General features: G+C 72.8%; 10 protein-coding genes. 2 read left to right on the top strand and 8 right to left on the bottom strand.

From position 1 onward, the window contains the following. Nucleotides 1–67: 67 nt before the first annotated feature. The 5 genes from ACQPWU_RS03045 to ACQPWU_RS03025 form a co-directional block, all read right to left on the bottom strand. Entirely contained in the window at nt 68–2,866 is a 2,799-nt protein-coding gene (locus ACQPWU_RS03045; RefSeq protein WP_433436790.1) for an FtsX-like permease family protein, read from the bottom strand. A 29-nt stretch (nt 2,867–2,895) separates the two neighbouring features. Continuing rightward, nucleotides 2,896–6,126, bottom strand: coding sequence for an FtsX-like permease family protein (locus ACQPWU_RS03040; protein ID WP_433436789.1), 3,231 nt, complete (start codon nt 6,124–6,126; stop codon nt 2,896–2,898). Further along, nucleotides 6,120–6,815 carry an ABC transporter ATP-binding protein gene (locus tag ACQPWU_RS03035; protein WP_433436788.1) on the bottom strand — a complete coding sequence of 232 codons (696 nt, stop codon included), beginning with the start codon at nt 6,813–6,815 and terminating at the stop codon, nt 6,120–6,122. The genes ACQPWU_RS03040 and ACQPWU_RS03035 overlap by 7 nt, the downstream gene beginning before the upstream one ends. After that, nucleotides 6,812–7,744: an ABC transporter ATP-binding protein gene (locus ACQPWU_RS03030; RefSeq protein WP_433436787.1), complete on the bottom strand. Its 933-nt coding sequence runs from the start codon at nt 7,742–7,744 to the stop codon at nt 6,812–6,814. Before ACQPWU_RS03030 ends, ACQPWU_RS03035 begins: the two co-directional genes overlap by 4 nt. Before the next feature lie 278 nt (nt 7,745–8,022). After that, nucleotides 8,023–8,625, bottom strand: a complete 603-nt coding sequence (locus ACQPWU_RS03025; RefSeq protein WP_433436786.1) for a TetR/AcrR family transcriptional regulator — start codon at nt 8,623–8,625, stop codon at nt 8,023–8,025. A 164-nt stretch (nt 8,626–8,789) separates the two neighbouring features. Here ACQPWU_RS03025 and ACQPWU_RS03020 point away from each other — a divergent pair, with 164 nt between their 5' ends. Next, nucleotides 8,790–10,241 carry an MFS transporter gene (locus ACQPWU_RS03020; RefSeq protein ID WP_433436785.1) on the top strand — a complete coding sequence of 484 codons (1,452 nt, stop codon included), beginning with the start codon at nt 8,790–8,792 and terminating at the stop codon, nt 10,239–10,241. A gap of 330 nt (nt 10,242–10,571) precedes the next feature. Beyond that, the gene (locus tag ACQPWU_RS03015; protein ID WP_433436784.1) at nt 10,572–11,807 is read left to right on the top strand and encodes an MFS transporter; all 1,236 of its coding nucleotides are present in this window, start codon (nt 10,572–10,574) and stop codon (nt 11,805–11,807) included. Between the two features lie 206 nt (nt 11,808–12,013). Here ACQPWU_RS03015 and ACQPWU_RS03010 read toward each other — a convergent pair whose 3' ends face one another. From ACQPWU_RS03010 to ACQPWU_RS03000, 3 genes are all read right to left on the bottom strand, one after another. Next, nucleotides 12,014–12,430, bottom strand: coding sequence for a PIN domain-containing protein (locus tag ACQPWU_RS03010; protein ID WP_433436783.1), 417 nt, complete (start codon nt 12,428–12,430; stop codon nt 12,014–12,016). After that, a complete protein-coding gene (locus ACQPWU_RS03005) occupies nt 12,406–12,717 on the bottom strand; it encodes a hypothetical protein (RefSeq protein WP_433436782.1) in 312 nt (103 codons plus the stop codon). Before ACQPWU_RS03005 ends, ACQPWU_RS03010 begins: the two co-directional genes overlap by 25 nt. Nucleotides 12,718–12,911: 194 nt before the next feature. Next, entirely contained in the window at nt 12,912–13,844 is a 933-nt protein-coding gene (locus ACQPWU_RS03000; protein WP_433436781.1) for a GNAT family N-acetyltransferase, read from the bottom strand. Nucleotides 13,845–13,987 lie beyond the last annotated feature (143 nt).

The following is a 13,987-nucleotide window of genomic DNA, read 5'->3' as shown; positions in this document are numbered from 1 at the left end:
GGCCCGTGACATGACATCGGTGTGACATACGACACAGCCGTCAGGGCCACCCGGCTTCGGGCACCGGCTATGCGTCGCCCGCGCGGAGCACCTCGCTCAGCCGCCGGCGGCGCCGCAGCGCCGACTCGATGGGCACCACGACAGCGACCGCTGCCGGCAACGCGACGGTCACCAGACCGAGCTGCCACCACGGCAGCACCAGGGCCGGATCGGCAGCCTGCCCGGTGAGCAGCCGCAGCGCGAGCGAACCGAGCGTCAGGCGTGCGAGCAGCACCCCGAGCAGTGGGCCACCCACGGCGGCGACCATCACCGGCGGCAGCAACTCCCCCGCGGCGATCCAACGGGCGTCCCGTGGCCGCAGTCCGAGGGTGCGCAGCCGGGTCAGCGTCTGCCACCGCTCCGGCGCGCTCGCGGCGGCGCCGAGAGCGAGCCCCAGCAGTCCCAGGGCCAGCAGGGTCGCGGCCGAGACCCACGCCAACCGCAGCAGCCCTGAGGTCAGCGGCGCCGCGCGGCGTGCGCGCAGCACCTCCTCGCGCAGCACGGTGTCCGCGGCGACGGAGCTCCCGGCGCTCGCGGCGACCGCCCGCGCCGCTCCGGGGCCGGTCACCCACACCGTGTTCGGGACGGAGGGCATGCCGGCGGCGGCGAGGGTCGCGGCGTCCACGAGGACGACGTCATCGGCGTCGCCGATGGCGGGTGCCGTACCGACGGTGGTGAGCCGGATGGCGGGGGCGCCGTCCCGGAGCAGTTGCAGCCGCATGCCTGACCGCAGGCCGCCGTCGCTCGAGCGCACCAGCGCAGGAACGTCGCCGTGACCGGCCGCCACGAGCCGGGCAAGCGCCGGCCCGTCCGGCAGCGGAGTGGAGGCCAGCAGCCGCTGGAAAGCGGAGGCGTCCACGATCACCAGGCGCGGAGCGACGACCAGCGAGTCGGCGACGACGCGCGCCCTGTCGGTCACCTGCGCGGCGACGGCCTGCCGTACTCCCGGCGCGGCGGCGATGCGCCGGGCGAGCACGGGTGTGGAGTTCGCGGCGGCGGGGACGACGTCGAGGCGGGCATCGGCGCCGACGGTGCGCCACGCGCCGTCCGCCAGGCCCTGACCGGCGGTGGCGTCCAGGGTGAGCGCGAACGACGCCAAAGCGGCGGAGGTCACCAAAACCAGAAGCGGCAGCACGCGCGCGGACGTCGCGGCAGCACGCGCGGTGCCGAACACCGCCAGCGGGCGGCGCGAGCGCAGGGCCTGCTTGAGTGCCAGACCCGTCCCTGCCGGTAGCAGCCGCAACAGGAGAAGCGTGCCGGCGAGAACGCCGAGGGTGGGCGCGCTCGCGGGCAGCACCCCGCCGTCGGCAGGCCCGGCCGCACCTCCGGAGGGGGCGGCAGGGAGGATCCCGCGCTGGTGCAGCGCCACGAAGCCGGCGACCGCGGCGATCAGGACCGCGGCCTCGAGGGCGGCGCGGCGCAGTTGGACGCTGTGGCGGGCCCAGCGACGCGCGGTCCGGTTGGCCGGGACACGCCGATCGCGGGTGGAACGGGCGGCGGCGAGCGTGCCGAAGGCCGGGCCGGCGACGGCAGCGGCGAGGACCACGGGGACCACCCACCCCCAGGAGGCGCCCGGGGCGACCGCACCGGCCAGCGCGAGCCCGGCCGCGGCGGCCGACAGCGCCACCGCGGCGGACTCGAGCAGCAGCTCGGCACCGAGTCCGGGCAGGGCCGCCCCCCGTTGCCGCGCGGCGGCCAGCGCCGGGGCGCGGCGGCGGACCAACAGGTCGGCGGCGAGCAGCAGGACCAGTACCGCGGCGGCCAGCACGCTGATGAGCAGCACCGACGCCTGCGCGGACGCGGCGCCGACCTGGGTCCGTACGTTCCGCAGCACGCCGTCGAGCTGCGTCTCCCACTTCAGGGAGCCGTCGAGAGCGCCGGAGGAGCCGGAGGTCGCCTTGAGCGCGACCACCTTCGCGGCGATGGCCTCGGCGGAATCCCAGGTGAGCAGGCTCGCGTCGGGGGTGAACCAGGCGGTGCGCTGCAGCTCGTCCTGCTCGAAGGCGAGGCGGGCATCGGGCAGGGAGTCGGGCGACAGCAGGCCGGCGAACCGGGTGGTGCCCACACCGTCCGCGCCGGAGACGGGATGCAGCAGCGAGGGCGCGAGCCGCCAGGCGGGATCGGCGCTGTCCCTCGCCCGGAAGATGCCGCTGACCTGCACCTTCTTGATGTTTCCCTGGTTGTCCGCGAGCGGTATGCGAGCGCCGGGACGCAGCTTGAGGGCGTCGGCGTCCGTTTCCGACAGACCGACCTGCACCGGCCGGGACGGCCCCTTGAAGGGAACCTCGGCGTGACTGTCCGCCGCCGAAACGGCGGGCCGGGGCGGGCCGCCCGCGATCCAGGTCACGTGCGGCCCACCGCCGGCGCCGTGGTCCTTCGCCAGGTAGGCGAGCTGGAAGGTGCGCAGCACGCTGCCATCAGTGATCTTGAGTGTGGGGCTGATGACGGCGGCGACGGGCGGACGCAGCGCGGCGCGCAGGCCGGGGCCGAGCGCGTCCGTGGCCCTGTCGCGGAAGTCGTCGACGTCCTCGGCGAGGCGGGGAGCGCGGACGCGTCCGCCGTTGGGCCCGTCGTCGCGTTCTATGCGGGCGTGGACCAGGACGTCGCCGTCGCCGCCGGCCCGGCGAACCGCGTCCTGGACGGCGTCGCCGGCGGTCGCGCGCAGCAGCGGCGCCACAGCGCCGGCGAGCAGGGTGACGACCGCCACGACGGCGGCGGCCAGGAGCAGGGGCCCGGCGTCGGCGCGGGCGCGGCCGCGGATGCTGGGCCAGTGCAGGGCGGGCAGCCACTGGCGACCGCCTTGCGACAGGGCGGTGCGCCACCTCACGCCGCCACCTCGCAGGGCGGTGCGCCACGTCACGACGCCACCCGCAGGTGCGCGGCGTCGACGCGGCGAGCCTGGACGATGACCACGACGGTCACCGCGAGCGTGCACCCCGCCAGCAGCAGGCCGAGCAGGGCGGCCTCGGCAGGCCACGGCCAGATGGGCAGGGCGGCCGGGACGGGCGCGGCGCCGGTGTCGGAGCGCACGAGCAAGGGCGCGACGACGCGGGTGGCGAGCGCGCCGACGGCCGCGCCCATGGCGAGCAGGGGCAGCAGGATGCCGACGTGCTGGCCGAGCAGTACGGCACGGACCTCGCGCCGGGTCATCCCCAGGCCCCGCAGCCGCGCCACCTCGAGCGCGCGGCTCTGGAGGTCGAAGGTCACATGCAGGACGACGCCGGCGAGCAGCAGCAGGGCCGCGGCCGGGACGAGCAGCCGGAGCGCGGCGGGCAGTCCGGCGCGCAGGGGGCCGCCGGTGAGGCGGGCGGTCTCGGCTGCGCGAGTGGTGACGGTGCCGAGGTGGAGGGCGTTGACGCGTAGGGCGGCGTCGACCCTGGTGGGACGGCCGACCCACCAGGCGTCCACGGGGAAGTCGAGGTTGCCGCTGACGACGAGGGCGCGGGAGAGGGCGTCCAGGTCGGCCAGGATGGCTGCGGCGCCGGGGGCGGAAGGAACGGTGGGCAGCACCTCGGTCACGATGACCGGTACGGCGGTGAGGCCGACCGTGAGGCTGAGCCGGGAGCCGCGACGGGCACCGACCTCGTCGGCGAAGCGGGTGGAGACGGCGACGGGCACCGGTCCTGGGGCCGGGAAGGCGGTGGCGACCAGGTCTCGGGCGGCGTCCGGGGGGCCCTTGAGCCTGACGGTCGTCGTCATCCTCAACTGGTTGCCGGCGAGGGCGACGGCGGGATCGACGAGTTGCCCGGGAGCGGGCGCGGCTGAGGTGGCGGTCCAGGGCGACCCGCCGGCGTCGACGGGAGCCCCGGGCACTGTGAGCGTGACGGCGACGCGGCTGTCGCCGGTCCCTGCCGGGAGCCCCGAGGCATCGGAGTAGCCGATGCCGACGTTCCCCGGTGCGGTCACGTCGCCCGCGAACGGGAGGGACACCGCGACCAGCCGCAGCCCTCCGGCCGTCGCGCATGCCGGCACGCGGTGCGCCCTGCCGTCCAGCGGAACGGGCGTTCCTGTGCAGGGAATCCGCAGGCCCGTGGCGTCCTGCAGCAGCAGCCGGGGGGTCACGGTGAGCGGGGTCGCACCTGTCGCCGTCCCCGTCAGGCTGAGCGCGGCGCCGGCCGGGACGGGGACGCCGACGGCGCGGGTCGGTGGCGCGAGGGCGGCGCCCACGTCCGTCCAACTGCGTCCGTCGTTCAGCCGGCCGCGCAGCAGAGCCTCGGCTCGGGTGGTGTCGACGGCGACCAGCCGCGGTGCGCCGCCGGCGCCGCCGAGCCACTGCCCGACCGCGATGCCGCGGTCGGTGGCCGGGCTCACCGCTCCTCCGGTAGCCGCGCCGACAGCCGCGCCCTGCCTGGCGTCCGGCGGGGCGGTGAGGGTGAGAGCGAGGTCGGTGCCGACGGACAGGTCGGCCTGGTCGTGCTGGGAGCGCTGCCATGTGGCGTCGAAGCCGATCCCGAACGTGGCCGCCGCGCAGGCCAGGCCGATCAGCAACCCCGCGGCGACCGCCTGCGGCCGGCGGGCGGCTTCGAACGCGGCCAGCGGGAGCACCAGCCCGCGAGCGCGGCGCGCCAGCCGCTCTGCGCCACGCAGCGCGGGCCACACCGGACGCAGAGCCAGCGCGGAGCCGGCGGTGAGGAGCAGCGCGGGAGCGAGCACGCGGACGGCGTCGGCGGGCGAGCCGGAGCCGGTGGGCTGATCGCGCAGTTGCCACCAGCCGACGGCGGCGAACGCCACGAGCAGCAGGTCGGCCCCGGAGCGGGCCAGCAGTTCGCGCCGGTGGCGCCGGTCGCCGGTATCGGGGGCGGGCCGCACCGAGAGGGCGACCAGCACCGCCGCGAGCGCCAGCGCGCTGCCGGCGACGGCGAGCGCATGGACGCCGGTCACGCCCGGTTGGACGGCGAGCCCGGCCCCCGCCATCGGCGGCAGGCGGGTCAGGCCGGCGTGCAGGACGGACGAGGCGGGGATCGCGAGCGCGGTGGCGAGGACGGCGAGTGCGCTGGCCTCGACGGTGGCGGCTGCGGCGAGCTGGCCGCGGCTGACGCCCAGCGCGGACAGCAGGGCGGTCTCGCCGGCGCGCACGCCCGCGGTGAGCCGGCCGGCGAGGGCGAGAGCGGTCGCGGTCAGGACGATGCCGGTGGCGGCGACGGCGAGCACCGCGGCGGCGGTGACCTGCTGCTGGTCGTGGGCGCCCAGCAGGGTCGACGGCAGCTGGGAGGCGACGCGTTCGATCCGTACCCGGTTGCCGAGGGTGCGCGCCAGCCTGCGGTCGGCGCCGAGCACGGCCTCGGCGGCGGTGTCGAGGTCGCGGCGGGTGGGGGTGGACAGGTCGGGGTGGGCAGTGATCTCCAGCCGGTCGATGGTGGAGCCGCCGGCGAGCAGGTCGGCGAGGTCGACGATGAACGGCCCGTAGGCGTGGACCGGCCGCACGGAGCGGCCGTCGTGGTAGGCGAGGTCGTAGCCGGCGCCGGCGAGGAGGTCGCGATCCCAGCCCCTGCCCGGCAGCGGGCGTACGACGCCGACGACGGTTACGTCGACCGCCTGGGCGGCGGGGTCGTCGGACAGCTCCACGCCGAGGTGGACGCGGCTGCCGAGGGTGAGGCCGAGCAGCCGCGCGGTGGGCTCGAGCACGACGGCCTCCAGCGGCCCGGCGGGGTGCGGGCCGCCGGCCGCTGCCCGCGCCCAGCGTCCAGCGGTCAACTGGGCGCGGGCAGGCAGGTCCTCCACACCCGACAGGTAGGTCTCGGCGGGGACGCCGTCTCCGCCGCCACGCCTCGCCGGCAGCGAGCGCATCACGGACGACGCGCGCGCGGCCGTCGTCGCGGCGAGCGGAGCGAGTGCCGAGGTCAGCACGCCGCGGGTGTCGTCGGCGACGGATCGCGCGTCCGGGCCGCGGACGGTGACGGCGTAGGCGGTGACGTCGATCTGGTCGGGGGTGGCGCGGGACGCGGCGACCTCCAGCGCCTGCTCGGCGGTGCGGGTGACGAGAAGGGCGCAGGTGCCCAGCAGGGTGGGACCGACCATGGCGACCACCAGGAGAGCTGCCAGCAGCGGCCACTGCGTGCGGGCTCGGTGGGCGAGCAGCCTCAGCACGAGGCTCCCTGCTGGTCGAGCCGCCCGTCGTTGATCTGGATCACCCGGTCCGCCAGCGCGACCATCGTAGGGTCGTGCGTGGACACCAGCGCCGTCACGCCCTCGGACTCCACCACCCCGCGCAGCAGCGCCATCACCGACAGACCCGTCTCGGCGTCCAGTTGCCCGGTCGGCTCGTCGGCGATCAGCAGCCGGGGCGAGGCCGCCAGTGCCCGGGCGATCGCCACCCGCTGCTGCTGGCCTCCGGACAGCTCGGCAGGACGCTGCTGGGCGTGGTCGGCCAGGCCTACCAGCTCCAGCAGCAGCTCGACACGGCGCTCGCGTTCGCCCGGTGAGACGCGCGCCAGCCGTAACGGGGCGCCGACGTTCTCCGCGGCCGACAGCACCGGGATCAGGCCGAATGTCTGGAACACATAGGAGACCTTCTCGCGCCGTAACCGGGACAGGCCGTCCTCGTCGAGGGCTGTGACGTCGGTGCCGTCGACGAGGACGGTACCGGAGTCCGGGCGGTCCAGGCCGCCGATGACGTTGAGCAGGGTGGTCTTACCGGAGCCGGACCGGCCGATGAGGGCGGCCATGGTGCCGGCGGCGAGGTCGAACGACACGTCCCGCAAGGCGTGGACGGCGGTCGGCCCGGTGCCGAAGCGCCGGTGGACGCCGCGCACGGTGAGCAGCGGCCCGGCGGTCATGGGTGCTCGCCGAGGTCGGGGCGGATCGCGACGTGGTCGGCCTCCAGCGCCAGCCGGACCCGCCTGGTCAGCGCCAGCGCCTCCCGGTAGTCGCGCGGCACCTGGACCCGCCCGGCACGATCCATCACGGCGTACTCCTCTGCGATCACGTGCGTGTCGCCGTCGGCGCCGGTGGAGGTACGGCGCAGCACCTCGCTGCTGGTGCGCCCGTCGCGGATCGCCACGGTCCGCTCGACCTGGCCGCTGACCGCAGGGTCGTGGGTCACGATGACGACGGTGACACCGAGTTGCCGGTTGACCTCCCGCAACGTCCCGAAGACCTCGGCAGAGGTGGCGGTGTCCAGCTCGCCGGTCGGCTCGTCGGCCAGCAGGACGCGGGGCTCGTTGGCGAGGGCCACCGCGATGGCGACCCGCATCTGCTGCCCGCCGGACAGCTGCGTCGGACGCCGGTCGGCGCAGTCGGCGACGCCGAGGGCGCCCAGCAGTTCGGCGGTCCGGGCGCGGCGGGTGCGGGCCGGCGTGCGGGCCACCGTCATCGGCAGGTCGACCATCTGCCGTGCGGTCAGGTACGGCACGAGGTTGCTGGCCGTCTGTTGCCGGACGAATCCGACGGTGTGCCGCCGGTAGTGCACGCGATCGGCACGGGACATCGCCAGCAGGTTCCACCGATCGACGCGAGCCCGCCCGGCGGTGGGCGCGTCGACCCCGGCGAGTATGGACAGCAACGTCGACTTGCCCGATCCTGACGCCCCGACGACGGCGACCATCTCGCCGCTGTCCACGACCAGGTCCAGGCCTTGCAGCGCCTGCACCTCGACCGATCCGGACTGGTAGATCCGCACCAGGCTCTCGCAGGCGATCAGCGCGTCCCGCCCGAACTCCGGCGCCCTTTCAGGCGGCTGCGGCAGCGACAGCGGCGTGATGGACATCCCCCTCCTCGGATCTGGCGTCACGCTGATCTCAAGCCAGACTCTATAGGCCCCGAATGCACCGGGACCAACGTCCCTTTTAGGGGATCACGCCACTGCGAAGGGCGTCACCGCAGGGCCGGCCGCCCTGGACTTCGTCACTGACGCCGATCGAGCGTGGCAACCTCCGCAACGTTCAGTCGCTCAGCGGGCGCGATCACAGAGGAGGTCGCCATCGGGTACGGCGAGGAGATGCGGGCCGTGCTGCGCCTGGCCCGGAGCGAGCCGGCGCCGCGTCGTCAGAGTGCTCCTGCTCGCGCGGCTGCGAGAGCAGCCGCGGCGGCACGGTCGGCGGCGCGTTCGTCGAGAGATTCGCCGGTGTTGAGGAAGGCGTAGTAGAGAGGGGCGGAGACGGCTGCGATGACCCGGTGGGGGCCGGTTCCGGCCGGGAGTTCGCCGCGTTCGACGGCGTCGGTGGCGCAGCCGGCCCATTCCTCTATGCGGACGGCGTAGAAGCGATGGAGGGCGGTCGCGGCCTGCTCGTTGCAGAGGGAGGCGGCGATGAGGGCTTTGAACAGGGGGCCCTGGCGTGGGTCGGTGAGGGTCTTGACGACCAGCCGGGCGTTGGCCCGCAGGTCGTCGCCGATGTTGCCGGTATGGGTGCGCGGGAGGGACTGGGCGGCCATGTCGTCGAGGAGGTCGGCGGCGAGGGCCCCTGGGGTGGCCCAGCGGCGGTAGACGGTGGTCTTGCCGACGCCCGCCGCTCGGGCGATCTCGGTGAGGTCCAAGGCGTGGAAGCCGTGTTCCGCGAGCGCGTCGCTCGCAGCTTTCAGTACGGCGTCGCGGACGCGTGCGGTGCGGCCGCCTGGGCGGACGCTGCCGGGCGGCGGTGAGGTCGTCATGGCTGACTCCTGGGAGCCTTAAACGGGAATCTAGTTCCATTAGATGGAGTTGTGGTGCTATGTTCTTCATCGTAACGGAACTAAAGACCCGTTTAGGCGGGTCGTTGGCTCCCTTGGATGCCCGCCACCGCGATGCGACGGCGAACCGAAAGGAATCCCCCGTCATGTCCATAACCAAGCCTGCGCCGGCACCGGAGGCCGACTCGTCCGCCGGAGTCCCTCCACAGCACCTCACCGGCCGCCTCAAGCTGGTCCTCGCGGTCCTTCTGGTCGCCCAGTTCATGCTGGCGGTCGACTTCTCGATCCTGAACGTCGCCTTGCCCGCGATCGGCGATGGCCTCGGCTTCTCCCTGGCCGACCTTCAGTGGATCGCCACCGCCTTCGCCCTGTCCGCCGCCGGCTTCACCCTCTTCTTCGGGCGGGTCGGCGACCTCGTCGGCCGTAAGCGGATCTTCCTCGGAAGTCTGGCGCTACTCGGCCTGTCCTCTTTGGCCGGCGGCCTGGCGGCCACTCCCGAGATCCTCATCGTCGCCCGCGTCGCCCAGGGCCTGGCGACGGCCGCGGCCACTCCGGCAGGGCTCGCCCTGCTCACCATCTCATTCCCCGAGGGCCCACTGCGGCGGAAGGCGCTCGGCCTGAACGGCGCCCTGATGTCCGCCGGCTTCACCGCGGGCGCCGTCCTCGGCGGCGTGCTGACCGACCTGCTCTCCTGGCGGTGGGCGTTCTTCATCAACGTCCCCGTCGCCCTGGCCGTCCTGCTGATCGCCCCCGCCGTCATCAAGGAGTTGCGTCCCACCACACGTCCCAAGGTCGACCTGCCCGGCGCCCTGGCCGTCACCCTCGGTCTGCTCGCCCTGGTCTTCGGCCTCACCCAGGCCGGCGAACACGGCTGGACCCACCCGGTCGCCCTGGCCTCCCTGCTGGCCGGCATCGTGCTGCTGATCACCTTCTACTTCATCGAGCGCAAGACCGCCCAGCCGCTCGTCCCCGTCCACGTGCTGAAGAAGCGCAATGTGGCCTGGGGCAACGTGCTCGGTCTGCTGGCCTTCGTCACCGAAACCTCGCTCGTCTACCTGCTCACCCTGTACTTGCAGAAGACCCTCGGCTTCTCCGCGCTCACCGCGGGGATCTCCTTCGGCGTACTGGGCGCGGGTACCGTCGTCGGCGGCATGATCGCACCGAAGGTCATGGCCCGGACCTCCACGCTGACCACACTGATCGCGGGCGGCCTGCTGCAGACGGTATTCACCGCCGTGCTGCTGTTCCTCGGCGACACCTCCGCCTCGATGGGGCTGCTGCTGCCCGCCACCTTCCTCGGCGGCGTCGGCAACATGCTGGTCATCGTCGGCTTCATGGTCACCGCCACCACCGGCCTGCCCGACCACGAGCAGGGGCTGGCCACCGGACTCGCCTCGATGTCCCAGCAGGTCGGCATCACCATGGGCACCCCGATCATGTCCGCGATCGTCACCGCCACCACCGCCGGAGCCGTCACCGCCGGAGCGATCCTGCACGGCGTCACCATCGCGATCGCCGCCAACGCCGCCCTCGTCCTGCTCGGCGTCCTCATCGCCGCCGTCGCCCTGCGCACCAAGCGGCACACGGCCCACGCCTGATCACTGTCCCCACCCGCGCGGCCCTGCCATACCCGCAGAAGAACCCCGGCGGGGGCAGCATCGTCCACGTCGCCAGCGAGGCGGCTCGGTCGCCCGACGCCTCGATCGCGGACTACGCCGCCTCCAAAGCCGCCCTGTTGCCGGTGTCGGAGTCCAGCCTTCCCACGGACGTAGCCGTAGACCACTCCGTCCGCAACGAGCGCCGCCTGCCCACCAGCCGAACAGGGCTTGCCAGACCCGGAGGCGGCGGTTCCAGCTGCCATGCCTAGGATTCCCCTTATCCCCATCGCGAGCATGTAAAGCGAGGTCAGCAAGGTGAGCCCCCGGCCAGTGTCGCTTGTCCGAGTCGCACCGGCCGTCTTCCTCCCCACACTGATCTTCGAAATCGGGGTGGGCGCGGTCACCCCCATGATTGCGCTCAGCGGGCGCGCCCTCGGCGCCTCCGTCGGCGCCGCCGGCCTGGTGCTGGCGTTGCTGGGGCTGGGGCAGATCTTGGCGGACGTGCCGGCCGGCGCCCTCGCCGCCCGGCTGGGCGACCGCAAGGCCATGCTCATCGCCGCCGGCGTCGCCGTACTCACCCTCCTAGGATGCGCGCTGGCCACCCAGCTCTGGCAACTGGCACTGGCCGTCGCAGCCACCGGTGCGACGAACTCGGTGTTCATGCTCGCACGCCAGTCATACCTGACAGAGATCATCCCTGAAGAGCTGCGGGCCAGAGCGCTGTCGACGCTCGGCGGAATGTCGCGAATCGGCGCGTTCATCGGGCCGTTCCTCGGCGCCGCGGTCGTGCACGCCCGCCCGATCCGCGACGTCTACTGGCTGGCACTGGCCTGCGCGCTGGTGGCGGGACTCGTCGTCCTGTTCGTACCCGAGGTGGCCCACCCGGATGCGGCGCGGCAGCGCCGGCACGCACCCGTCTCCATCCGTTCGGTCGTGACGCGGCACCGTCACGTGTTCCTGACCCTCGGTCTGACCGTCTTCCTCGTGTCGTCGGTGCGCGCCACCCGCCAGACGGTGCTGCCGCTGTGGGCCGACCATATCGGTCTAAGTCCCTCGACCATCGGCGTCGTCTTCGGGCTCGCCGGCTTGGTGGACACCATGATGTTCTACCCTTCCGGGAAGATCATGGACCGCGCGGGCAGGCTCTGGGTCGCCGTGCCGTCAATGCTCGTCCTGGGGCTGTCCCAGGCCGCGCTGCCGCTCTGCCACGGCCTGGTGCCGCTGGCCGTCGTCGCCATGCTGATGGGGTTCGGCAACGGGATGGGCAGCGGCCTCCTGATGACCCTCGGCGCGGACGTCGCACCGCCGAAGACCAGATCGCAGTTCCTGGGCGTGTGGCGGCTGTGCGCCGACTCCGGTGGCGCCAGCGGACCGCTGCTCGTCTCCACCGCCGCGGGGCTGGGCAGCCTGGCCTCAGGTATCGGGGCCATGGGCGTGATAGGCGTGCTGGCCGCCATCGCGCTGATCCGCTGGGTCCCGCGATATTCCGCCTTCGCCACCAGGGGCGCCAAAGCGCGCACCTCCCCGACGCCCCCGAACCTCGAAACGCCTGCACCCCGGTCGTGACAGGCGCGGCCGGAAACACGGATCGATCCGCGCGCGACCGAAGACGAGACGATCCCGGCAAGTGGCGTCGAATCGCCACCGTCTCGGCGCTCGAGATCAGCGATGAGTCACGCGACGCCATATCTCAGAGCGGCGGAAGGGAAACCGCGGAGCACGCCTACCGCAACAGTTCTGGACGCTCGCGCTCGGTCACCCTGCGAGCAGTCTCAGGCAGAGACCACCTGCACGGTTTTCCCGCACAGTTTGCTCATGTCGTCCTCATCAGATGTCAGAACGATGACCGGGCGCACCGAGCGCAGTGCGGTAGCCGCGACCACAGCGTCGATGGCGTACTTGTGACCATGCAGGCGGGCATCTCGAAGAAGCTCGATCGCCCGTGACGAGATGTCCTCGGTCACAGGTTCGATCTTCAGCCGGGAGAGATACCACCTGAGACGGTCGCTTTTGACGCGAACGTCTTGCGCCTCGATCGGCGTCATCGCACTGACCACAACCCGAAAGTCGTTGTCCTGCGCTTCTCGTACGAACGCAGTCACCCGCCGGTCTGCCTCGCACCACTTCACGAGCGCCTCACAGTCGAGAACCACGGTGCCCGCGCTCAGCCTGCTTCGTGCGCGCGCCATCCGTCCTCCTCATGGAGTTCCGGCGCCGACTTGACGTGGCGGAACAGCTCCGCCGCCTCGTCACGCAAAGCCTGCGGGATCGGCCCAGAAGCGGCCTCGTTCGCCTGCAGGGCCTCTTCCAAGAGATCCCGCTCGATCTGGCGCTCCACAGCGGCATCAACGTAAGCGGAAAATCCACGGGCCCCTACCCGCTCTCGGACAGCGCGAATGTTGCCCGCCCTCAGGGACACGCTGACCTTGGCCGCCGGCCCGTCACCCGGGGCGAACTCCCGCTCAGGCATGCTCATGGAACCAGTTTACTACCCGAAGTAGCAAAAAGACGGACCCTAGCTCTACGCAAGCCCGACCGCCACCGGGGCTACGCCTCGCCGGATGTCAGGCCCACCGGACATTCAACGCCTGTGCCACCGATCCCGAAGTACCCATTGGGCACTTTGTACAGGTGTCGCTGGTGGTAGCGGTTCGCTCCTGGTAGCAGTTCTCAGGGCCGGAGGTCGTTGGAGAGGTTGATCCGGATCTCCGTGTTGCGGAATCCGGCGCGCCGGAACGCGGCCGCCATCGGCTCGTTGCCCACGTCGGTGGTGGCGGTGACGCGCGACTCTCCGTTGGCCGCGTGGATGCGGGTGATCTCGGCGAGCACCTCGTCCACGTAACCGCGCCCCCGGAACTCCGGGACCACCCCGAGATACCCCACGTTCACGCTGTACGGCGTCGCCGAGGGGATCGCCATACCTGCCACCTCGCCCTCGTGCGTATAGGCGATCCGCCACCACTCCCGCTTGCCTGGCGCCCTGAGATAGAAGTCCAGCTCTTCGCGCGCGGTCACGTCCACGCCCTTGGCCGCCACGCTCGCCCGGGTCTGGGCATCCAGGCTGCCCTCGGCGATTCTCGTGAACACCGCCAGGAACTCCTCATCGGACGCCTCGGCGAACCGCAGTACGCCGGTCGCCGGGGGCACCCCGTCAGCCGGCTCCCACTCGAACTGCAGCCGCTCCACCTCCCGGGTGAGGCCGGCCGCGTGTGCTGCCGCTCGCCGCCATTCCACGGCCGCCGAGGTGTCCGCATCGTCACGCCAGCTGCCCGCCGCCTTGATCGCGTACTGCACCGGCCGCGGGAATCCGGCCAGCGCGGCCCTGATCAGCTCGGCGGCGACGACGGTGCGCTCACCCACGGTGGGATCCACGTCGAGGCAATCGAGCGCGACCGGGTACTCGCTGCCCCTCGGGCCCCACCACAGCGCCCGTCCCACGACCCGGTCGCCGACCTCGGCGATCCAGGTCCATTCCGGCCGGTACATGTCCTCGGCCAGTTCCGCGAGGTAACGGTCGGCGGGGATCCAGCCGACGGGCTCGGTCACGACCCAAGCGGTCACGCGGTGGAGGTCCGCAGGGACGATCGCACGGTAGGAGATCACGTAAAGAGGTTAGCGAACCTTTTGTCCATCACTGCACCTAACTGTCCGATGTCAGCCGGACTGGCACGGGTCAGGCCAGGCCGATCACGCCTCACCCGACGTCAGGCCGACCGGGCAGACCCGAGTCCCACCCATCGTGCTCG

The organism is Nonomuraea sp. CA-141351, assembly GCF_050944675.1.
Classification (GTDB): Bacteria; Actinomycetota; Actinomycetes; order Streptosporangiales; family Streptosporangiaceae; genus Nonomuraea.
The sequence above is the reverse complement of the archived record's forward strand: the minus strand, read 5'-3'. Positions and strand labels throughout refer to the sequence as shown.